Raw genomic sequence first — 21,563 nt, 5'->3', positions numbered from 1 at the left:
AGATCACATGAAATCAAATACCTGGAGCCAAGATAACCGGCAGAGATTAACCGTCCGTTGACTCTAACTGCCAGGGCCAACAAAAAACCGCGCCCGAAGGCGCGGTTCAATCCAAGCGAACAATCTGGCCGCGGATCCAGATGGATCCGACAAATCAGATATCAACCGCGCAGGATAGAGCGGCCGGCATATTTTGCCTGCGGGCCGAGCGCTTCCTCGATACGGATGAGCTGGTTGTACTTGGCAAGACGGTCCGAACGCGACAGCGAGCCGGTCTTGATCTGCCCGCAGTTGGTGGCGACAGCGAGATCGGCGATCGTGGAATCTTCCGTTTCGCCGGAGCGGTGCGACATGACGGCGGTGTAGTTCGCCTTGTGCGCAGTTTCCACGGCGTCGAGGGTCTCGGTCAGCGAGCCGATCTGGTTGACCTTGACGAGGATCGAGTTGGCTACACCCATGCCGATACCATCGCGCAGGCGGGCAGAGTTGGTGACGAACAGGTCGTCGCCGACGAGCTGGGTCTTCTTGCCGATGAGGTCGGTCAGCGTCTTCCAGCCTTCCCAATCGTCTTCAGCCATGCCGTCTTCGATCGAAACGATCGGGTACTTGGCTGCGAGTTCTGCGAGGTATTCAGCCATGGCGCCGGATTCCAGCGTGCGGCCTTCGCCCTCGAGAACATACTTGCCGTCCTTGAAGAATTCGGTCGAAGCGCAATCGAGGCCGAGAGCAATTTCTTCGCCCGGCTTGTAGCCGGCCTTCTCGATCGACTTCATGATGAAGTCGAGAGCTGCCGGGGCGCTGGAAAGGCCCGGTGCGAAACCACCTTCGTCACCGACGTTAGTGTTGTGGCCCTGCGATGCCAGTTCCTTCTTCAGAACGTGGAAGACTTCCGAACCCATGCGGACGGCTTCGCGGATCGAGTCAGCGCCGATCGGCAGGATCATGAATTCCTGGAAGTCGATCGGGTTGTCGGCATGGGCGCCACCGTTGATGATGTTCATCATCGGGACTGGCAGCAGGCGGGCATGAGCGCCGCCGACATAACGGTAGAGCGGCAGGTTGGCGCTCTGGGCAGCAGCCTTGGCAACGGCGAGCGAGACGCCGAGGATGGCATTGGCGCCGAGGCGCGACTTGTTCGGCGTGCCGTCGAGCTCGATCATGATGTTGTCGAGCTGGATCTGGTTTTCGGCATCCATGCCGCCGATCGCGTCGAAGATTTCCGAATTGACGGCTTCGACGGCCTTCTCGACACCCTTGCCATGGTAGCGCTTGCCGCCATCGCGAAGCTCTACAGCTTCATGCGCGCCGGTCGACGCACCCGACGGAACCGCCGCGCGGCCCATGCTGCCATCTTCGAGGTAGACATCGACTTCGACAGTCGGATTGCCACGGCTGTCGAGAATCTCGCGGGCGATAATGTCGGTGATTGCGGTCATGATAGCTCCCTGCTCGCTGGTTTATAAATCGATTTAAATCGTCTTAATCGAAGGCGCGGAAATTTCAATGGCGATCCGCGCCGCGATTTGGCACTCCTGCAGGCCCGTAACGCAAGTTCATGTCAGCCTGTTGAATGCCGGCTTTATTTCAGGCCTTGGCGATGGCGTCGAAGGCCAGCAGCTTCTCCAGAAGCCGCGGCATATCCTTCAGATAGACCATGTTCGGGCCATCGGATGGTGCATTGTCCGGATCCTCATGCGTCTCGACAAAAACGCCTGCGACACCGACGGCAACGGCGGCGCGCGCCAGCGTCTCGACGAACCGGCGATCGCCGCCGGTCGAACCGCCCTGTCCGCCTGGCTGCTGCACGGAATGGGTCGCGTCGAAGATGACGGGCGCGCCCATCGCCGCCATGATCGGCAGCGAGCGCATGTCGGAAACAAGCGTATTGTAACCAAAGGAGGCGCCGCGCTCGCAAAGAAGAATATTCGGATTGCCGCTTTCGTTCAGCTTGGCAAGCACGTTCTTCATATCCCATGGCGCCAGGAACTGGCCCTTCTTGACGTTGACCACGCGGCCGGTCTTGGCAGCGGCAACCAAAAGGTCTGTCTGGCGCGACAGGAAAGCCGGGATCTGCAGTATATCGACCGTCTTGGAAACGATGGCGCACTGCTCTTCCGTGTGGATGTCGGTCAGGACCGGGAAGCCATATTCCTTCTTCAGGTCTTCAAAGACTTCCAGCGCCTTTTCCAGCCCGATGCCGCGCTTGCCCGACAGCGATGTACGGTTCGCCTTGTCGAAGGAGGACTTGTAGACGAGGCCGATGCCCAGCTTGCCGCAAAGTTCCTTCAAAACGCCGGCAACCATGAAAGCATGGTCGCGGCTTTCCATCTGGCAGGGACCGGCGATCAGCGACAGCTTTGCAGTATTGGAAAAAAGGACCTTGGAGGCGCCCTCGCCGACGGTGACTTCGGAATTTGTGCTCATTTTATCTCCTCAAAGGCGAACAATGCGCCCTGACCGGGCGCCAACCTCGCCAATAGACGATTGTTCTTACGCGTATAGGTGACGCCGTTAGCAGTGAAATGCGACGATGTCACGGAAAGATCGCGCGTTTTGAAAAGGATTGCCCGCGCCCTGAGCCCCGGATCATTCGTGCGAACAGGCAGATCATAGAATGCCTCCATTCCTTCCGGCGTCAAAATCTCGAGATCGGCATTGGCAGTCCTGATCGTCAGGCCAAAGGAATGTTCCATAATGCGTGGGTCGCCGACAACCTCTTCGAAGAAACCGCGATAGACCGCCGGCTTCGGCGCGCAAAGCGCTACCCGCGCGATACCAGTCACGCCGTTCTCGTGACGCTCGAGCGCGCTGCGATCAGCCGGCAGCGGATTGATGCGCTGACAGCAGAAAGCGAGAAAATCCGGCGCGCGCAGATCGGCGGCAAGGGCAAGACGAAAGCCTGCCGTGGTTTCGGTTCCATCCGGCATCTCATCGGACGGGAGAAATCCAGCATTCGCCCCGCCGAAATCGCCGCCGCGTTGAAACGCTTGTCATCCGCCACCGCATCATCCGTACCGAATACCACGGCCGAGAAGCCATCATCCCCCACCCGGAAACGATAAGCCTGATCGCGCGCGACGAAAACATTGCCATCCACGATGCTCTTCTCGCATTGCTCCGGAGATGCGACGCCCAGAGGTTCGAGATAGGTTTTATCGGCAAGGAAGACGCAGGCATTCTGAGTGCCAAAGGGATGGCACGCATCTGGAGCCACGGTGAAACCGAGCTTGCCGAGACGTTCGCGCGCCAGAGCGATGTTGACGGTCGGCAGCACGAGATGATCCAGCGGATGCGGAGACGAAATCATGGCTTCTCCTGTTTGCTTGCGGAAGCAGATTTGCGCCCATCCCCCAAGCAATTCAAGATGGAAGGATGGAACATCCCGAAGCACACGACATGGATCGAAGGCGATCTCGCAAACGTGATTGCTGATTCTCTCCCATAGCCGGCTCATGCAGTAGCGCGGCACTTTGATCCAAATGCTGGGCGCACGGACTGAACGACAAGGCCCTGGAAGCGAACAGAGCGGCATTTCTCATATTTTTCCATGGGTTAACGCAGATATGGCGCCTCGATGTTCCGATCCGATCCATTCGCAAATGGTAATTATTTAACTGCCCCCACAAGGCTTTACCGAAATTTAAGCACTTGCGGAACACATATGGAACATATAGTGTCCGTTCTGGATTTGTTTCACGGCTTTTCTTGATTCTGAGGTTCCAAGACGATGTTGACGCGCAAGCAGCAGGAACTGCTTCTCTTCATTCACGAACGCATGAAGGAATCCGGTGTTCCGCCATCCTTCGACGAGATGAAGGATGCACTGGATCTGGCATCCAAATCCGGCATTCACCGCCTGATCACGGCGCTGGAGGAGCGAGGTTTCATCCGCAGGCTGCCGAACCGGGCCAGAGCGCTCGAAGTCATCAAGCTTCCCGACGCCTATAATCCGAGCCTGCAACAGCGCCGCGGTTTTTCGCCCAGCGTCATCGAGGGCAGCCTCGGCAAGCCGCAGCCCGTTGCCCCGCCCGCTCCGTCGAAAGTGGCAAATGACGATCACAACGGCTCGGCGTCCGTACCTGTGATGGGCCGCATCGCCGCCGGCGTTCCGATCTCGGCAATCCAGAACAATACGCACGACATTACCGTTCCCGCCGACATGCTCGGCTCCGGCGAACATTATGCGCTCGAAGTTCGCGGGGATTCGATGATCGATGCCGGAATTTTCGACGGCGACACGGTCATCATCCGCAATTCGACGACGGCCAATCCCGGCGATATCGTCGTTGCACTCGTCGACGATGAAGAAGCTACCTTGAAGCGCTTCCGTCGCAAGGGTGCCTCCATCGCGCTGGAAGCCGCCAACCCAGCCTATGAAACCCGCATCTTCGGGCCGGATCGCGTCAAAGTTCAGGGCAAGCTCGTCGGCCTTATTCGTCGCTATCACTGACCGGTGAATTGTCCAGAACTGGTGGTGCCTTTGCAATTGGCGCGTCGAATTTGTCGGTGCGCCAATCATAGGTTCGATGCCTGGTCCATGGGCGCTGCGGGTTGTTGAATGCGGCTGAGATGATGGGCTTGTCTACGGAAAGCACCATTTCGATGGAGCCGGTTTTGCGCAATGTCGCACCGGTTATGAGCGTTGCTCCGGAGCGGCAATGGTCCAGCCGCAGCCGGATTGGCGTCACGATAATATTCCCGGTGTCGCAAGCCGTGGGCAGATAGGCTGCGTTCTCGATGGTGACCAATATCGCGCCGTTTTCGAGCATGGCGACACACCATGCTCCCTTCTGACAGGCAAAGCTGCCTTGCATGGTGCGGTCTAAAGCTTCTTCCATTGCGGTGCGGACCGCCTTCTGCTCGTCATTGCTTAATCGCTTATGCCGATCCGTCTTGCTGATCTGCGGAAGCCGGCTATCGGTCGGGAGCATGGTCGGCGGTTGATGTTCGGCCGCGACGAGCGCTTTCTGCCATTGCTCGAAGATGAAGGCCTGCGGTCTCTCGCGATTGGTGGCGAGGATATCGTTCTGGCGCAAGGCAACCAGAATGCCATCTTCCGAGATCATCAGATCCGGCTTCGGCACACCAGAGCCGAACGCGGCTACACCGACAGATGACAGCAGCAGCAACAGGCCCAGATGGCGAAGCCGGGTCCGCAGCATGCTCATGGTCAGGAAGCCAGCGATGAAAGTCGGCATCAGCCAGCCGGGCTGGCGACCGAAGGTAATGTCACCTCCCCACCCAGCCACCGTTTTTGCAACAGCGATCACAAGCTCCAGTCCCTCACCGGTGACTTTCCAGAACGGTCCATCGATTCCGAAAGGCATCAGCAGCATCGCCATCATACCGAAGGGCATGACGATGAAAGAGACGACGGGCATGGCCGCAAGGTTGGCAGCAAGTCCATATGTCGCCAACCGGTGAAAATGCTCGATCGAGAAAATGGCCGTCGACGCACCGCCGATGAACGAGGTCGACATCACGCCTCCAAAGAAGCGTGTGACGAACAGTAGCGGACTTAACAGACGGATGCGCGGCAGGATGTTTTCGCGATGCCGCCGTCGTTTCCAGAGCGAATAGCCTGATACCAGCGCCAGCGTAGCGGCGTAAGACATCTGGAAACTCGGACCGAGTACCTGAGACGGTGACAAGACTAGGATGACGATGGCTGAGAGCGCCACATTGCGCAAGCTGATGGATGGCCTGTCGAAAAGCACGGCCACCAGCATGATCGCCATCATGATGAAGGCGCGTTCGGCGGAGACGCCGAATCCGGAAATGAGGTAATAGGCCGTTACCGTTAGAAGCGCGCCGAAGGCTGCGAACTTCTTCGTCGGCCAAGCCTGGACGACACCGGGAAACAGGCTGAACAAATAGCGCAGACCGACATAGAAAATGCCAGCCGACAGCGCCATGTTGAGGCCGGAAATTGCAATGATGTGGGTCAGGCCGGCAATTCTCAGGGCTTCGGTCGTATCCTTCGAGATCGCACGTCTCTCATCGGTGACAAGCGCCGCTGCAAAGGCGCCGGTATCTCCTGGCAAGGTTTGCCTGATGCGGTCGCCGATGCTATTGCGCAGGCCAGCGAGCCAGATATCGGCCGCATCTAGTAACGAGCCGGCGGCATTATCACTAGATGGTGATAATAATTCCGGCGTTCCGTAGGCAAAGCCATTCGCGCCGATGCCGTTGAAATAGGAGCTGAAGGCAAAATCGTTGAGACCCGCCAATGCCGGTCCGGCCGGAGGCGTCAGGCGCGCCCTGCCCCGGATCCGATCCCCCAGATCGAACGGCTCCGCCTGCTTGCGCACGAAGACCGTAACCCGCTGCGGCGCGCGGCGGATAGAGGGTTTTTCCGTTGCCTCGACGCGGACGATATAGCGCCAGCGCCCATTGTCATAGGATTCCCGTCGCTCGATCTGCCCGGTCACGGTCGTCGTCACGGCCGAGTCGAGCATGACGGTGGAAACCCGCCAACTTTCCCACTGCGCGAGCGCCAGGCCCAGGCAGATGAGCATACCGGCGAAAAGCGTGTGATGAAGCAGCCTGCCCGCATCGCGCTTTAGCAAAAAGCCCAAAGCAAACAGAACGAGGCCTGCGAGAAACGCCTGCGGAGGCGGATCGACTTGCGCCTCGAACCAGATAATCGCACCCAAACCCATATAGATCGGCGCGAAAAGAACAGCGCGGCCATGGGCTGCCTCCTCCGCAATCAAGCCGAGGACAGCGGTTCCAAGGCGCTTCGGAACACGCAGCAAACGCGACGTCAGCGGCGCCTGATCCTGTGTTCGTTCCCATTGTTGTGCTTTGGCGCGGAGGATAATGGTGGCGGAAAAGGCGTGAGGTTGCGGAGACGCGGTGACGTCCCTGCTCTCTTCCTGCTGGTCGGATGCCTCCAAATTAGGCACTCGCTGACTGCCCCCGCACCAAATTACAGCTTCTGCGCGATTTGTGCCGTCACCATCCAGTGAATTCAACTGAAATCGGCGGGAACAAAGCTCAATTGGACCGGTTTCCCGGCGTAGCATACGAAAGGACGCTTCTGCAGTGCCCAAAAGTTGATACTGCATTGCACAATTTGGCGTTAGGATAACTTGGCATTAGGCTCTGGATCATATAGCTAGTCGGTAGTCGCTTAACCTTTTGGCGCTTTTTATGGCGTCAATCCCGCCAAATCTTGGAGGATCAGCATGACGGAACAAAGCGCGAAACTAACTTGGGGTGAAAAGACGGTGGACCTGCCGGTCAAGACCGGAACCATCGGCCCGAGTGTCATTGATATTGGTGCCCTTTACAAGAACACCTCCACTTTCACTTACGATCCTGGTTTCACCTCCACCGCATCGTGCGAGTCGAGCATCACCTATATCGATGGCGACGAAGGCGTTCTGCTGCACCGCGGCTATCCGATCGATCAGCTGGCCGAACACGGCGATTTCCTCGAAGTCTGCTACCTCCTTCTCTACGGCGAACTGCCGACGGCAGCGCAGAAGAAGGACTTCGACTATCGTGTGACCCACCACACGATGGTGCACGAGCAGATGTCGCGCTTCTTCACCGGCTTCCGCCGCGACGCGCATCCGATGGCCGTCATGTGCGGCTGTGTCGGCGCGCTCTCCGCCTTCTATCACGACTCGACCGACATCACCGATCCGCACCAGCGCATGGTCGCAAGCCTGCGCATGATCGCCAAGATGCCGACGCTTGCCGCCATGGCCTATAAGTACCATATCGGCCAGCCCTTCGTTTATCCGAAGAATGACCTCGACTATGCGTCGAACTTCCTGCGCATGTGCTTTGCCGTTCCGTGCGAAGAATATGTCGTCAACCCGGTGCTTGCCCGCGCCATGGACCGCATCTTCATCCTGCATGCAGATCACGAGCAGAACGCCTCGACTTCGACGGTTCGCCTGGCTGGTTCTTCCGGTGCCAATCCGTTTGCCTGTATCGCAGCAGGCATCGCCTGCCTCTGGGGACCGGCTCACGGCGGCGCCAACGAAGCGGCCCTGAACATGCTGAACGAAATCGGCACGGTCGACCGCATTCCGGAATTCATCGCCCGCGCCAAGGACAAGAACGACCCGTTCCGCCTGATGGGCTTCGGTCACCGCGTCTACAAGAACTACGACCCGCGTGCCAAGATCATGCAGAAGACGGCGCACGAAGTTCTCGGCGAACTCGGCATCAAGGACGATCCGCTGCTCGACATCGCGATCGAGCTGGAGCGCATCGCTTTGACGGACGAATATTTCATCGAGAAGAAGCTGTACCCGAACGTCGACTTCTATTCCGGCATCACGCTGAAGGCTCTCGGCTTCCCCACCACCATGTTCACCGTTCTCTTCGCTCTTGCCCGCACCGTCGGCTGGATCGCCCAGTGGAACGAAATGATCGAAGATCCGCATCAGCGCATCGGCCGTCCGCGCCAGCTCTACACCGGTGCTCCGCTGCGCGAATATGTGCCTGTTTCCAAGCGCTAAGCTTCGGTATTGAAACAAAAAACCGGTCAGAGATGACCGGTTTTTTTATGGGCTAGAACATCCAGAACAATCTGCGCCGCCTTATCGCCGGGCGGCTCCTCGGTCTGCATTCGCTCCCAGACCAGATCGTAACCCGCCAACATCGCCACACGCTCCGGCGTCTCGCTCGCCAGCCGCTCCATATAGCGGGCCAGCATGCCCGGCCGCAGAACATCATTGATGAGCTCCGGCAGTACAGCATAGTCGGCGATGAGGTTCGGCAAGGCGGCCGTCCAGATCTTGATCCGCGACAGCACGAATTTCGCCAGCCATTCGGTCTTATAGGTCGAAACCACCGGAACCCCGGCTAGGCCCAATTCCAGGATCACGGTTCCGGAGGCGGCCATGGCAGCATCGGCCCCAGCAAAGGCGCTCCACTTGGCGTCCTGACCGACAAAGATATCCGGCTTGACCTGCCATTTTTCCGTCAGCGAACGAACCAACGCCTCCTGCTTCGGCACTGTCGGCAGCAGAAAACGAAGATTTCTATTTCTCCGGCTAAGTTCTTCGATAGCCTGCTCAAAAACCGGTAGTAGCTGCCGAATCTCCGATGCACGCGATCCGGGCAGAAGCAGGATCGTCTTTTGGGCATCGGGGCCTGCCAGACCGCGCAAGGCGCGCTGACGGCGAGTTTCCAGCAGATTAGCATCGACCGTCAGGCGGTGGCCGACATACGTAGTTGCCGGACCGCCCAGCCGCTCCATGGCAGCAGGCTCGAACGGCAATACGGCCAGTACATGGTCGACGTAAGCGAGCATCTTCTGCGCGCGATATTCCTTCCATGCCCAGACGCTGGGGCAGACGTAATCGATGATTGGCAGGTTGGGCAGTGCCTTGCGCACACGCTTGGCAACGCGATGAGTGAAATCGGGGCTATCGATGATCAGAAGCACATCGGGCTTTGCGGCAACGATCGCATCTGCCGTCTGTCGGATGCGGGCCAGTAGCTTTGGCAGCCGCTTGATGACCTGAATGAAGCCCATGATCGAGAGCTCGGAGTAATCGAAGAGCGAGCGGAGACCTTGTGCCTCCAGCGCCTCGCCACCGACGCCCACCAGCTCGACCGCACCACCGTGACGCCGCTTCAGGGCCGCGACGAGATCGCCACCCAAGAGATCGCCGGAGACTTCTCCGGCAACGACGGCAAGCTTCAAAGGCGCCGCGCTCACATGAAGCCCTCGGCGCTGAGGCCGCGATCGATGCCGCAGACGAAAATGCCGGCCTCGTCGGCAGCGGCAATTACCGCTTGCCGGTCGAGGATCAGCGCTCTGCCGGCTTCGACGGCGATGCCGGCCAGTCCAGCCTTCTTGGCATTCGATACCGTAGACACGCCGATCGACGGCAGATCAGCCCGGATATCCTGCTGCGGCTTGCAGAGTTTGACGAGCACGCCACGACGGCGCGTCGAGATGCGTCCGGCCGCACGCAGTTCGGCAACTCGCTCGATCATCCTGTCAGTACCCTCGGCGCCCTCGAGCGCGACAACGCGGCCTCCGACGCTGACAGCGCCCTGTCCGACATCCAAAAGCCCCAGCGCATCCGCGGCCCTTGCGCCCTGGGCAATATCGCGCAGATCCTCTTTCGCCGGCGAGAATTTTCCAAGTGGCCCCGTCGCCGCCAAAAGATCCGGCGCAATTTCATGCGCACCCACGACACGAACGCCGCCGGCCTCGATCAGTCGTATGACCATCTGCAGAACGGCGTTGTCCCCTCCCGAAAGAAGAGTGCGGATCGTGGAGGGTAATTCCTTGATGACGCGCCAGGTCGGATGCACCTGACGCCACGAAGGACGTCGTGCAACACCGCCCGACATGACAACACGATCGACACCGTGCCGGCGGAACATTGCCTCGAGACCGGCAAAATTGCCGACGCCAAGATTGGCATGATCGAAGGCAGACCAGTCGCGGTCCGCTTCGTCAGTCAAAGCAATAATGACAGGATTCTCTCCGGCGTGGCGGGCGGCATCGGCGACGTAAACCGGCAAAAGCCCACTGCCAGCGATGATCGCCAGTCTGCCCTTGCCGTTTTCGCTGGCCGAAACCACCCTCAACTCTTGCCGCGATTCGGCGATGAAAGCGCACGGTCGCTTTCGGCAGCAATGAAATCGAGAATTTCCATCACTTCCTTGCAATCGGCATATTCTTCGCGGATAGCCGCTGCATTGTCGCGAATGGATCCTTCGCCTTCGAAGATGCTCTTGTAGGCGCGGCGAACGCGGTGAATGACGGCGCGATCTATCCCTGCGCGGCTCATCCCGACGACATTCAATCCTGACAACACGCCAGGATTGCCGTTCAACATGCCATAAGGGATGACATCGTAGCTGGCTGCCGTAAGCCCCCCAATGAAGGCTTGCCTGCCGATACGCGTGAACTGATGCACAGCACAACCACCACCGAGGATTGCACGGTCTTCAATGGTGACGTGTCCCGCCAGCATCACATTGTTCGACATGATGACATTGTTACCGACACGGCAATCATGTGCGACATGCGAATTGGCGAGGAAGAGATTGTTGTTGCCGACGATCGTCCTGCCGCCGTAATCGGCCGTACCGGTGTTAATCGTCACGCCTTCGCGGATCGTGCAGTTCTCACCGACATCAAGCGTAGTCTCTTCGCCGTGATGGTGAACGCTCTGCGGATCACCGCCCACAACGGCCATCGGAAAGATCTTCGTTCCCTTACCGATCGTCGTGCGGCCAGTCACGACTGCATTATTGAGCAACTGAATATCGTCGTGCAGAACGACTTTGGGACCGACATAGCAGAGCGGGCCGACAACAACATTCTCGCCGACGACCGCGCCGTCCTCGACAACCGCCAGCTTATGAATGCGGGCGCTCTTTGCGATGCTGCTCATGCCTGTTCCTGATCCTTCCGTACGATCATCGCACCGATATCAGCCTCGGCCACCAGAGAACCGTCGACCTTGGCATCGCAATGGAACTTCCAGATGGTGCCACGCTGCTTCTGCTTGACGACGTGGAACTCGACGCGGTCGCCCGGAACAACTGGCCTGCGGAAGCGGGCGTTGTCGATCGTCATGAAGTAGACGAGGTTGCCGCCGATGCCATCCTTGCGGGCGCAGATCGCACCCGCAGTCTGCGCCATACCCTCGATGAGCAATACGCCCGGCATGATCGGAGAACCGGGAAAATGCCCCGTGAACTGCGGCTCGTTGGCCGTCACGTTCTTGATGCCGATCGCGGAATTATCGCTATCGATCTCGATGATCTTGTCGACCATCAAGAAGGGATAGCGATGCGGCAAAAGCTTCATAATTTCCAGAACGTCAGCCGACGACAACGACGCCTTGGCTTCCTCAGTCATGCTCCGCACTCCCGTCTTTCTTGTCTCTGGCTCCTGACCGCTTTGCGATCTCCGCCGATTCCCTTAGAAAATCCCATAGCGGCCGCGCCGGAAGGCCCGCATAGCGCTCGCCCGCCGGGATGCTGTTCATCACGCCGCTCTTGGCGCCGATCTGCACGCCGTCGCCGATGTGGATATGCCCGTTGAGGCCCGCCTGGCCGCCGATCTGCACACCATCGCCGATCACCGTGCTGCCGGCAATGCCGACCTGACTGACGATAGCGCAGTGACGGCCAATGCGGACGTTATGTCCGATCTGGACCTGATTGTCGATCTTCGTGCCTTCGCCGATCACGGTATCATCCATGGTGCCGCGATCGATCGTAGTATTGGCGCCGATCTCGACATTGTCCTGGATGATGACGCGGCCGATCTGCACGATCTTGATCATGCCACGCGGTCCCGGCGCATAGCCAAAACCGTCCTGACCGATGCGCGTGCCATTGTGGACGATGACGCCGTTGCCGAGATAGGCGCAGAGCACGCTCGCACCGCCGCCGATGCTGCAATTGCGCCCGATTTTGACACCCGGCCCGATGAGAGCGTTAGGGCCGATATAAGTCCCCTCGCCGATCTCTGCACCCGGGCCAATAATTGCACCCGGCTCGATGCCGACATTGGCCTCCAGCTTAGCGGTCGCATCGATCGTCGCGGCGGGCGAAATCGTCGTCGGATTCGCGGTAAACGTAACCGGCCTCATGGCTTGCGGATGCAGCAATGCACCGGCAATGGCGAAATCCGTATGCGGCTTCTTCGACAGAAGTACCGGGATGTGATCGGGGACGAAAGATCTCAGCGCCGGAAGGCAAATGATCGCCGAAGCCTTGCAGGTCTCCAGCTCACCACGATTCTTTCGGGAAAGGATATAACAAATGTCACCTTCGCCTGCCCGGTAGACGGGAGCGATAGATCTGATGACGACCTCCGAAGAGGTCGCATCAGCCAGTTCCGCCCCAAGATGCTCAGCCAGCTGTTTCAAGCTGACGCCACCATGGGGCGGGAAAAAACCAGTATGTTCCATAAGCACCAGCTCCAGAACGGTGTTCAAGCCCGCAGTTCTGGACTGCCGATATCAGAACTGGTTGGCGATGCCAAACCGGAAATTCTCAGTCTTGTCGTAATCTTCCTTCAAGACCGGCACCGCATAGTCAACGCGGATGACACCGAACGGCGACGACCAGATCAGACCGGCACCGAGCGATGCGCGGATCGAGCTGTCGTTATGAAGGGTATCGCCGAAGAGATTCGCCTTGTTGCCGTAGAGCGTGCCCGCATCAGCGAAGGCTGCGATACGCAGACCGATATCCTGAGGAACACCCGGCATTGGCATGCTCGCTTCAGCCGAAGCCGTGAAGTAAGTCGTGCCACCAAGCGGATCGCCATGCGACGAACGCGGACCGATACCAGCATTCTCGAAGCCGCGGATTTCGCGGCCGCCGAGCGTGAACTGATCGAAGACGTTCAGCTTGCCATTCGTCGGCATCACGTAGCCGGCACCCACCGTCAGCGAGCCGATGATATCGGCTTCGTCGCTGATCATCTGGTAGTAACGAGCCTTACCGCTCAGCTTGTAGAAGTCGGAGTCGCCGCCGAGACCCGCAAATTCATGCGTGAACTTGGCGATGATGCCCTCACGCGGGAGGTTCTGATCGTCCAACGTATTGTAGGTGAAGGTCTGCGAAACCGTCGACTGCACCCACGGACCGTTCTCGACGAGATTGAGATACGGAGCCGAAAGATTGTTCTGCCAATCGTTCGTACCGTCGTAGGTCAAGCGCTTGTAGTTGTAGCGCAGCGTCGTTGCCAGGTTCTCGGTGATCGGCGCGGTGACGCGCAGCGAGAAGCCTTCTTCCGAATAGTCGTAGTAATCGTCGCTCGACGTCTGGTTCTTGAAGATATCGAAACCGGCAGCCAGACGATAACCGAGGAAATAAGGCTCGGTGAACGAGATGTTGTAGGTACGATTGCCTTCCGTGCCGGCACCTGCGGCGAGACGGATGTACTGACCGCGACCGAGGAAGTTCTTTTCTTCGACCGAGGCTTCGAGAAGCAGGCCGCCATTGTTGCCGACAGCGTAACCGGCGCCGATACCGAAGGAGCCGGTCGGCTGATCTTCAACATTGACGATAACAACGACGCGGTCCGGAGCGCTGCCCTGAGCCGTCGAGATATCGACCTTGGTAAAGTAGCCGAGCGCATCAAGACGACGCTTGGCGCGCGTGATCATTTCCTGGTTGAAAGCATCGCCTTCGTTCAGGTCGAACTCGCGGCGGATGACGTAATCGCGCGTGCGCGTGTTGCCGCGGATTTCGATACGTTCGACATAGGCGCGCTCACCCTGGTCGACGAGATATTCGATGCCGATGGTATGACCAGACAGATCACGGTTGCCGCGCGGCGTGATGCGGGCGAACGGATAGCCGGCAGCCGCGACGCGCTTGGAAATGTTCTCGATCGAAGTCTGAATATCCTTGGCGCTGTAGACATCGCCCTTGTGGGTGATGACAAGGCCCTTCAGCTCGTCGGCATTGATGCCCTCGACGGTCGAGATGACGTTTATGTCGCCGTAGGTGTAACGCGGGCCTTCATCGACGTTGAAATTCAGTGTGTATTCGTTGTTCTGCTCATTCAGCGTCGCATCGGCACTGACGACGCGAAAGTCGGCATAACCATGATTGTAGTAGAACTGACGCAGCTGATCCTGATCGCCCTGCAGGCGCTCGGGGCTGTAGACGTCCTTACGCGTCAGGAACGAGAGGAAGTTGCTCTTCTTCGTGCCGATGACCGAAGCAAGGCGACCGCTGCCATAGGCCTGGTTGCCCGAGAAATTGATCTTGTCGATCTTGGTACGCTCGCCTTCGTTGATGACGAAGGCCACGTTCAGACGGCCCGGCGCGACCTCGGCGGTCTGCGTGGTCACCTGCACATCGTTACGACCGATGGATGCATAGGCATCCTTGATGGTCTTGACGTCAGCCTGAACGGTCGCCTCGTTATACGGGCCTGCAGCATGCGTCTGGACGATGCCCTGAAGCTTGTCGTCCTTGATCTTGCGGTTGCCGTTGAAGACCACAGCGTTGATGAGCTTGTTTTCGCTGACCGATACAACCAGCGCGCTACCCGAAACGGTAATGTGGACATCGGAGAAATATCCGGTGGCATAGAGCTGCTTCACCGAAGCATCAATGTCACTGGCGGAGAAGCTCTTGCCGGGCTTGATCGTGATATTATCCCGGACGGCCGTCTCGCCGACGCGCCCAGCACCGCGAACGTCAACCCGCTGAATAACAGCTGCCTCAGCGACAGAAGCAGAGGCAAGGGTGATCACACCAGCGCCGGACGCAACAACACCTGCAGACAGCGCTACCGCCGACACTGCGTTCAAAAATTTTGAACCAGCCTTCATTTCACTTCTTACCTTTTTTCAATCGTCCCCAGCCTCGAGCGAACCCGATTCCGGCCACGTGTGTCGTTTTACCCGCTTTTGACATACAAGCAAGGGAGCACGTTAATTTCTGTTTACTTCATTTCAAACCGTGGCCCATTCGCCACTACCGCTTTGAAACATCGTAAATAAATCGTAATTTTCCTCTCGTCGCCCCACTAGCCTATTCGGGAACTAATATCGTTCCAGGTCGCAAACACCATGAGCGAGAGCACCATCGCAAATCCAATCCGGAAAGCGATATCCTGCGCCCGTGCACCCAGAGGTTTTCCCCTTACGGCTTCAATCGCATAGAACATCAGATGGCCGCCATCAAGTACCGGGACCGGCATCAAATTTAATAACCCTATTGAAACAGAAAGTATGGCGGCGAATTGGAGCACCGCGGCAAAACCCAGGGTTGCCATCTGCCCCGAAAGTTGCGCAACCCGAATAGGTCCCCCGAGCTGATCGGCCTTCATGTACCCGCCGATGACGTTGCCGAGATATTCAAAGGTACCGGAAACGATACTGCCGGTCTGTTTCACCCCTTCGGAAAGCGCCCGCAGCGGCCCATAAGCCTCGTAACGCAGCTTGATCGGCTTCTGTCCGTCGCCGATCCCGATCGTGGCAATCTCCGTCCGAGCGCCGAAGACATCGGTCTCCTCCGACTTTTTCGGCGTCACGGCCACTTCGCGTGTCTGGCCGTTGCGCTCCACCGAGAGCGTGATGGGTTTGTCGGCATGAGCTGCAGCGTAACGCTGCACCTCACCGATGGAGCCGATCGCTCGTCCATCCACAGAAAGAATGCGGTCACTGAGCTCCAAGCCTGCCGCCTGGGCCGGGCTGTCAGCACCGATCGACGCAATCAACGGATCGATCGGCGCGATGCCGATGCTGCCGACATCCTTCTTATTGCCGGATGCATCCGTATCCGGCAATGTTTCGGGCGTCATCGTGAAATCGCGGATCACGCCATTACGCTGAACTGTCAGCACGACGCTCTTGCCAGGGTGCTCGGCGATGTAGCGGCCGATATCGTAATAGGTGGCAGCATTATTGCCATCAACGGCAATCAAGTGGTCTCCCGCCTGCACGCCGGCCTTTGCCGCCGGTCCACCCGGCTCCACCGCAGTGACGACCGGATCGACCAGCGCAATGCCGATGCGACCCATTTCCATCTTGTTGCCGAACTGATCCGTGTCCTCCACCAGCTTCGGCACGATTCGGAAATCGCGATTCTGACCGTCGCGGTCGACAGTCAGTACGATAGTACGGCCCGGGCGCAGGCCGACATAGCGCTGCACTTCATCGAAAGTCGTCACTTTGTTGCCATCGACAGCGATCAGGCGGTCGCCTGGTTCAATGCCAGCCTCCGCGGCCGCGCCGTCACGCGTCACCATTGCAACGACAGGATCAGCGACCGTGCGGCCGTAGACGCTGAAAAGAACGGCAAAGATCACAATTGCGAGCAGGAAATTGGCAATCGGGCCCGCTGCCACGGTTGCGGCCCGCTTCCAGAGCTTGGCGCCGGCGAAGGATTGAGCGCGCTCCTCCTCCGTCATCGCCGAGAGCTGATCCACATCGGTCTTGCTGGAGGCATCCTCATCACCGAAGAATCGCACATAACCGCCGAGCGGAATAAGGGAAAGCTTCCAGCGGGTGCCGTGCCTGTCGGTAAATCCGGCAATCTCCGGCCCGAAGCCGATCGAAAAAGCCATAATGCGGATGCCCGACCAACGGCCCACCAGGTAATGGCCCATTTCGTGCACAAAAACGAGCAGCGACAGCACAAAAACAAACGTAATAACGTTGTTTGTCAAGAAACCGATGAAGCCAGCCGCGCTACCCATGCAACGATCCTGTTCGTGTTGGAGTGGTTCAAGCTTTCACGGAAGCTCCGAACTACCCCATCTTTCTGTTTTCTCGCAATTCCGGACGGAAAACCGCTGAGCGATTTTCCTGGAATTGCTCTGGTATCAGACCCCGAGCAGAACGCCGCCCAATGATAAGGTCTCGCCGCCCATTGTCAGCGATATTACGATAGCCAACAAAAACGCTGCAAAACAAGCAAAAATTAGTCCATCGACCCGATCCATGACGCCGCCATGTCCGGGAATCATACGGCTGGAGTCTTTCACGCCAAACTTGCGCTTGATGAATGACTCGAATAGGTCGCCGATCTGGCTGCAGACCGAAAGCACCAGGGCAAGGACGGGGATCCACAGGTCTTCAGCTGAAAAGAAGCTCCAGACGACAGCGGCTCCCGCCACGACGGCTGCGACGGCGCCTCCGATTGCGCCCGACCATGTTTTACCCGGCGATATGCGTGGCGCAAGCTTCGGCCCGCCTATAGCGCGGCCAACGAAATAGGCAAAGATATCAGTCGCCCATACCACGGCAAAGATAAACAGCATCAGCACGAAACCGCGAAAATCGTCATCGCGAATCTCGGCAAGGGCAATCGCCGTCAGTCCGGAATAGAATATGCCGCCCGGCAGCCACCAGCTCTTGCCGCGCGCCGCGACCATGATCGCCGTGACAGCGACGAAGGCAGCAAGAACCTCTATGGAATAGACGGATTCGCTCAACACGGTCGCGCCGGCGATCAATACGAGCCCAAGCCAGCCGAGCGCGTTTCCCTGAGGATCGCGGCCATGCAGATCCGATATCGTCGACCATTCATAATAGACGAGCAGCCCGATTACGGCAGCCAGCAGGCGAAAGCCTGTGCCGCCATACCAGGTAGCAGCAAGAACGACGACAGCGAGAATAATGCCAGAGATAATGCGCAGCCTGAGTTCGCGGCTCATCAGGACCCCACGGCCGCCGCCTGCTTGGCGGAAAGGCCACCAAAACGCCGGTCGCGAGCAGCATATTTCTCCAGCGCCGAGAAGAAAAGCTCGCGGCTGAAATCAGGCCAATAATCCGGCACGAACATGAATTCCGAATAAGCGGCCTGCCAGAGCAGGAAATTAGAGAGCCGCTCCTCGCCGCTCGTGCGGATGATGAGATCCGGATCAGGAATACCTGCCGTGTCGAGACGGGCATCGACCAGGTCCGCAGTTATGTCCTGCGGGCGCAGCCTTCCGGCTTCGACATCCTTGGCAAGACTTACGAAGGCACGCGTGATTTCGTCGCGCGAGCCATAGTTGAAGGCAATGACCAGCGTCAGGGCCGTATTGTTCCTGGTGGTCTCCTCCGCCTCGAGCAGCAGGGGCAGGATATCGCCACGCAGACCGGTACGATCGCCGATGACGCGGATACGTACGTTCTGGCGATGAAGTTCGGCAAGGTCCCGACGGATGAAGGCCTTGAGAAGGCCAAGGAGATCGCTCACCTCCGCCTCGGGCCTGCGCCAATTCTCCGAAGAGAAGGCAAACAGCGTCAGATATTTTATGCCGATGTCGCCCGCCGCCCGCACCGTCTCCCGAACCGCCTCCACGCCCTTGCGATGACCCATGGTGCGCGGCAGGCCGCGCGCATTGGCCCAGCGACCGTTGCCATCCATAATAATGGCAACGTGTTCAGGTACGGCAGACAACGTAGGAGCTGACATATGGGTCCGGTTTCGTTCAGCGGAAAGATGCTATGGTCTGGTAATCTAGGGCGCGGTCGCGGCTTTCAATATTGCGAAAAGCTCGACACTCCCCAGCGTACGATCAGACGTGCATGATTTCCTTTTCCTTGTCGGCTAGCAAGCGGTCGATTTCCGAAATCGTCTCATCCGTCATTTTCTGCACACGTTCGGACAACGAGCGGCTCTCGTCCTGACCGATTACGCCGTCTTTTTCGGCCTTTTTGAGGCCATCCATGCCATCGCGACGCACATGGCGAATCGCTACCTTCGCCTTTTCGGCATATTCGTGGGCGACCTTCACCAGCGAACGGCGCCGCTCTTCGTTGAGTTCCGGCAGCGGGATGCGCAGGTTCTGGCCATCGACGATCGGATTGAGGCCGAGATTGGATTCGCGGATGGCTCGCTCGGCGGCGCTGACCATCGACTTGTCCCATACCGACACGGTCAGCATGCGCGGCTCCGGCACGGTGATGTTGGCCACCTGGTTCAGCGGCATGCGCGAGCCATAAGCTTCGATCGTCACAGGATCGAGAATGTTGGCGGATGCACGCCCGGTGCGCAGTGAGGCGATATCGCTCTTGAATGCCGCAATGGCGCCATCCATACGGCGCTTCAGTTCCTTGAGATCGCTGGCTTCACTCATGTCTATGCTCCCCTGTAATGAGGCGACACCGGGGCTGACCCGACGTCACAGGAATATCAATTGTCTGATACGATGGTCTTGCGGCCGCCGCCGGTCAAGATTTCCGCGAAACCGCCCTTCTCGTGAATGGAGAAGACGACGATCGGAATGGAATTTTCGCGTGCAAGCGCAACGGCTGCAACATCCATGACGGCTAGCCCCTTTTCGAGCACTTGGCTATGGGTCAGATGATCGAAGCGCTCGGCATCGGGGAACTTCTTCGGATCGGCGGAATAAATGCCATCGACCTGAGTTCCCTTGAAGATCGCTTGGGCGCCCATTTCGGCGGCACGCAGCGCTGCGGCAGAATCGGTTGTGAAGAAGGGATTGCCGGTACCGCCGGCGAAGATCACCACGCGGCCGAGCGAGAGGTGGTAAAGCGTGGCGCGCTGCGAGAAGCTCTCGCAGATTTCCGGCATGGAGATGGCCGAGAGCACGACGGTATCGATATCAAGCTTGCGCAGCGAGGTCGCCAGGGCCAATGCATTGATGACCGTGCCGAGCATGCCCATGTGGTCGCCGGTCACGCGGTCCCCACCCTTGGAAGCCACGGCTACCCCGCGGAAGATGTTGCCGCCGCCTACGACGACACCGACCTCGACACCCATTTCGCGCGCCTGCGCAATGTCGCCGGCAATCCGGTCCGCGACGGTGACATCGATACCGAACCCCTGACTGCCCATCAGAGCTTCACCGGAGGCCTTGAGCAACACGCGCTTGTAGATCGGCTGGGACATCGTAGCTCCTTGAAGTGATCACCGGGGAATGATTGTGAAAGCCGGATACACGAAGGGCACCGCGTTGTCACGCGATGCCCTGACGTTTTCCCTGATATGGTTTCACCAAACCGGGATATGTCTCTTTTCGATCGGGCTTTTCCGCACGTCTTCAAACTGCGGAAAAGTCGTATCGTTTTGTTTCCTTACGCATTCCGAACGGAAAACCGCTAGGCACTTTTCCTAGAAATGCTCAGATCAGCCCTTGGCGACAGCTGCAACTTCTGCGGCGAAGTCGCTTTCTTCCTTCTCGACGCCTTCGCCGAGCAGCAGACGGGCCATGCCGGTGATTTCGATCGAGGCGCCGGCGGTCTTTTCAGCTTCCTTGAGGGCAGCACCGACCGTCAGGTCCGGATTGATGACGAAAGCCTGCGAGAGAAGAGCGACTTCCTCGAAGAACTTACGCATGCGGCCCTCGACCATCTTTTCGATGATGGCTTCCGGCTTGCCGGATTCGCGGGACTGTTCAATGAAGACGTTGCGTTCGCGCTCGGCAACGGCGGCGTCGACTTCTTCGGCACGGATAGCCAGCGGGTTGGTAGCGGCAATGTGCATCGCAATCTGACGGCCGATCGACGTCAGAACGGCCTTGTCACCGACCGACTTCAGGGCGACGAGAACGCCGAGCTTGCCGATACCGTCACCGGCAGCGTTATGGATGTAGGTCGCCACGACGCCGTGCTCGACTTCCAGCTTGGCGGCACGACGCAGCGTCATGTTCTCGCCGATGGTTGCGATCGCGTCCTTGATGGCGTCGGCGACCGGCTTGCCGGATGCGGGATAGGTCGCAGCCGAAATAGCTTCAACCGTGCCGTCGGTGGACAGCGCAACTTCGGCGATACCGCGAGCGAGGTCCTGGAAGGCATCGTTGCGGGCAACGAAGTCCGTTTCGGAGTTGAGCTCGACAACAACGGCCTTGTGACCGGCGCCGGCAATGGCGATCAGGCCTTCAGCGGCGGTGCGGCCGGACTTCTTGTCGGCCTTGGAGATGCCCTTGGCGCGCAGCCAGTCGATTGCGGCTTCGATATCGCCATTCGTCTCGGTCAGCGCCTTCTTGCAGTCCATCATGCCTGCGCCAGACTTTTCGCGCAGTTCTTTCACCAGTGCAGCCGTAATCTCGGTCATAAGCTTCCTCTTGTCGGTTCATACGGTGCGGCAAAAGGCGTCAAGCCGAAGCGGCACCGATTTGAGGGACGAAATGTACCCGT

The 21,563-nt window shown here is 58.6% G+C and carries 17 protein-coding genes and 1 pseudogene; 2 read left to right on the top strand and 16 right to left on the bottom strand.

Features of this window, described 5'->3' with window-relative positions; translation table 11 throughout:
- Positions 1-161: 161 nt before the first annotated feature.
- The 3 genes and pseudogenes from eno to ACK83U_RS06420 form a co-directional block, all read right to left on the bottom strand.
- The gene (eno, locus tag ACK83U_RS06430; protein WP_112338330.1) at positions 162-1,436 is read right to left on the bottom strand and encodes a phosphopyruvate hydratase; all 1,275 of its coding nucleotides are present in this window, start codon (positions 1,434-1,436) and stop codon (positions 162-164) included.
- 148 nt (positions 1,437-1,584) lie between these two features.
- On the bottom strand, positions 1,585-2,424 hold the full coding sequence (gene kdsA / locus ACK83U_RS06425; protein WP_112338329.1) for a 3-deoxy-8-phosphooctulonate synthase: 840 nt from the start codon (positions 2,422-2,424) through the stop codon (positions 1,585-1,587).
- Positions 2,421-3,307 (bottom strand): annotated as a pseudogene (locus ACK83U_RS06420) (VOC family protein). The gene kdsA and the pseudogene ACK83U_RS06420 overlap by 4 nt, the downstream one beginning before the upstream one ends.
- Positions 3,308-3,727: 420 nt before the next feature.
- Here ACK83U_RS06420 and lexA point away from each other — a divergent pair.
- Entirely contained in the window at positions 3,728-4,450 is a 723-nt protein-coding gene (gene lexA / locus ACK83U_RS06415) for a transcriptional repressor LexA (RefSeq protein WP_112338327.1), read from the top strand.
- On the opposite strand, the gene ACK83U_RS06410 is transcribed toward lexA, so the two are convergent.
- Complete coding sequence (locus tag ACK83U_RS06410) at positions 4,431-6,899, bottom strand: ComEC/Rec2 family competence protein (protein ID WP_112610221.1); 2,469 nt, start codon at positions 6,897-6,899, stop codon at positions 4,431-4,433. The two genes, lexA and ACK83U_RS06410, sit on opposite strands and share 20 nt — an antisense overlap.
- Positions 6,900-7,190: 291 nt before the next feature.
- Between ACK83U_RS06410 and gltA the strand changes: the two genes are divergently transcribed.
- Positions 7,191-8,480 carry a citrate synthase gene (gene gltA / locus ACK83U_RS06405; protein ID WP_015339806.1) on the top strand — a complete coding sequence of 430 codons (1,290 nt, stop codon included), beginning with the start codon at positions 7,191-7,193 and terminating at the stop codon, positions 8,478-8,480.
- 26 nt (positions 8,481-8,506) lie between these two features.
- Here gltA and lpxB read toward each other — a convergent pair whose 3' ends face one another.
- From lpxB to tsf, 12 genes are all read right to left on the bottom strand, one after another.
- Complete coding sequence (gene lpxB, locus ACK83U_RS06400) at positions 8,507-9,688, bottom strand: lipid-A-disaccharide synthase (RefSeq protein WP_112610219.1); 1,182 nt, start codon at positions 9,686-9,688, stop codon at positions 8,507-8,509.
- Positions 9,685-10,566 carry an LpxI family protein gene (locus ACK83U_RS06395; RefSeq protein WP_112610217.1) on the bottom strand — a complete coding sequence of 294 codons (882 nt, stop codon included), beginning with the start codon at positions 10,564-10,566 and terminating at the stop codon, positions 9,685-9,687. The genes lpxB and ACK83U_RS06395 overlap by 4 nt, the downstream gene beginning before the upstream one ends.
- Before the next feature lie 2 nt (positions 10,567-10,568).
- Positions 10,569-11,384: an acyl-ACP--UDP-N-acetylglucosamine O-acyltransferase gene (gene lpxA / locus ACK83U_RS06390; protein WP_015339803.1), complete on the bottom strand. Its 816-nt coding sequence runs from the start codon at positions 11,382-11,384 to the stop codon at positions 10,569-10,571.
- A complete protein-coding gene (fabZ, locus tag ACK83U_RS06385; protein WP_112610215.1) occupies positions 11,381-11,854 on the bottom strand; it encodes a 3-hydroxyacyl-ACP dehydratase FabZ in 474 nt (157 codons plus the stop codon). Before fabZ ends, lpxA begins: the two co-directional genes overlap by 4 nt.
- Positions 11,847-12,914: a UDP-3-O-(3-hydroxymyristoyl)glucosamine N-acyltransferase gene (gene lpxD, locus ACK83U_RS06380; RefSeq protein ID WP_112610213.1), complete on the bottom strand. Its 1,068-nt coding sequence runs from the start codon at positions 12,912-12,914 to the stop codon at positions 11,847-11,849. Before lpxD ends, fabZ begins: the two co-directional genes overlap by 8 nt.
- Positions 12,915-12,965: 51 nt before the next feature.
- Positions 12,966-15,299, bottom strand: coding sequence for an outer membrane protein assembly factor BamA (bamA, locus tag ACK83U_RS06375; protein ID WP_112610211.1), 2,334 nt, complete (start codon positions 15,297-15,299; stop codon positions 12,966-12,968).
- Positions 15,300-15,496: 197 nt separating this feature from the next.
- Entirely contained in the window at positions 15,497-17,170 is a 1,674-nt protein-coding gene (gene rseP, locus ACK83U_RS06370) for an RIP metalloprotease RseP (protein ID WP_112610209.1), read from the bottom strand.
- 126 nt (positions 17,171-17,296) lie between these two features.
- Positions 17,297-18,130, bottom strand: coding sequence for a phosphatidate cytidylyltransferase (locus ACK83U_RS06365; RefSeq protein WP_112610207.1), 834 nt, complete (start codon positions 18,128-18,130; stop codon positions 17,297-17,299).
- Positions 18,130-18,876 (bottom strand): isoprenyl transferase, encoded by a 747-nt coding sequence (locus ACK83U_RS06360; RefSeq protein WP_112338318.1) that lies wholly within the window; start codon positions 18,874-18,876, stop codon positions 18,130-18,132. The genes ACK83U_RS06365 and ACK83U_RS06360 overlap by 1 nt, the downstream gene beginning before the upstream one ends.
- Positions 18,877-18,979: 103 nt before the next feature.
- On the bottom strand, positions 18,980-19,540 hold the full coding sequence (frr, locus tag ACK83U_RS06355) for a ribosome recycling factor (RefSeq protein ID WP_015339796.1): 561 nt from the start codon (positions 19,538-19,540) through the stop codon (positions 18,980-18,982).
- A gap of 56 nt (positions 19,541-19,596) precedes the next feature.
- Positions 19,597-20,316: a UMP kinase gene (pyrH, locus tag ACK83U_RS06350; RefSeq protein WP_112610205.1), complete on the bottom strand. Its 720-nt coding sequence runs from the start codon at positions 20,314-20,316 to the stop codon at positions 19,597-19,599.
- Between the two features lie 237 nt (positions 20,317-20,553).
- A complete protein-coding gene (tsf, locus tag ACK83U_RS06345; RefSeq protein ID WP_112338316.1) occupies positions 20,554-21,480 on the bottom strand; it encodes a translation elongation factor Ts in 927 nt (308 codons plus the stop codon).
- Between the last annotated feature and the right edge of the window lie 83 nt (positions 21,481-21,563).

This window comes from Rhizobium sp. WW22, assembly GCF_047041135.1.
In the GTDB taxonomy this organism is placed as follows: domain Bacteria; phylum Pseudomonadota; class Alphaproteobacteria; order Rhizobiales; family Rhizobiaceae; genus Rhizobium.
Note: the sequence above shows the minus strand (reverse complement) of the source record. Positions and strands in the feature narration are given on the sequence as shown.

Bases quoted from the DNA above. Each gene is read 5' to 3' on its own strand.
- lexA (WP_112338327.1), top strand. From the start codon at position 3,728: ATGTTGACGCGCAAGCAGCAGGAACTGCTTCTCTTCATTCACGAACGC.
- pyrH (WP_112610205.1), bottom strand. From the start codon at position 20,316: ATGTCCCAGCCGATCTACAAGCGCGTGTTGCTCAAGGCCTCCGGTGAA.
- eno (WP_112338330.1), bottom strand. From the start codon at position 1,436: ATGACCGCAATCACCGACATTATCGCCCGCGAGATTCTCGACAGCCGT.
- bamA (WP_112610211.1), bottom strand. From the start codon at position 15,299: ATGAAGGCTGGTTCAAAATTTTTGAACGCAGTGTCGGCGGTAGCGCTG.
- ACK83U_RS06360 (WP_112338318.1), bottom strand. From the start codon at position 18,876: ATGTCAGCTCCTACGTTGTCTGCCGTACCTGAACACGTTGCCATTATT.
- tsf (WP_112338316.1), bottom strand. From the start codon at position 21,480: ATGACCGAGATTACGGCTGCACTGGTGAAAGAACTGCGCGAAAAGTCT.
- lpxD (WP_112610213.1), bottom strand. From the start codon at position 12,914: ATGGAACATACTGGTTTTTTCCCGCCCCATGGTGGCGTCAGCTTGAAA.
- gltA (WP_015339806.1), top strand. From the start codon at position 7,191: ATGACGGAACAAAGCGCGAAACTAACTTGGGGTGAAAAGACGGTGGAC.
- rseP (WP_112610209.1), bottom strand. From the start codon at position 17,170: ATGGGTAGCGCGGCTGGCTTCATCGGTTTCTTGACAAACAACGTTATT.
- ACK83U_RS06365 (WP_112610207.1), bottom strand. From the start codon at position 18,130: ATGAGCCGCGAACTCAGGCTGCGCATTATCTCTGGCATTATTCTCGCT.
- frr (WP_015339796.1), bottom strand. From the start codon at position 19,540: ATGAGTGAAGCCAGCGATCTCAAGGAACTGAAGCGCCGTATGGATGGC.
- fabZ (WP_112610215.1), bottom strand. From the start codon at position 11,854: ATGACTGAGGAAGCCAAGGCGTCGTTGTCGTCGGCTGACGTTCTGGAA.
- kdsA (WP_112338329.1), bottom strand. From the start codon at position 2,424: ATGAGCACAAATTCCGAAGTCACCGTCGGCGAGGGCGCCTCCAAGGTC.
- lpxA (WP_015339803.1), bottom strand. From the start codon at position 11,384: ATGAGCAGCATCGCAAAGAGCGCCCGCATTCATAAGCTGGCGGTTGTC.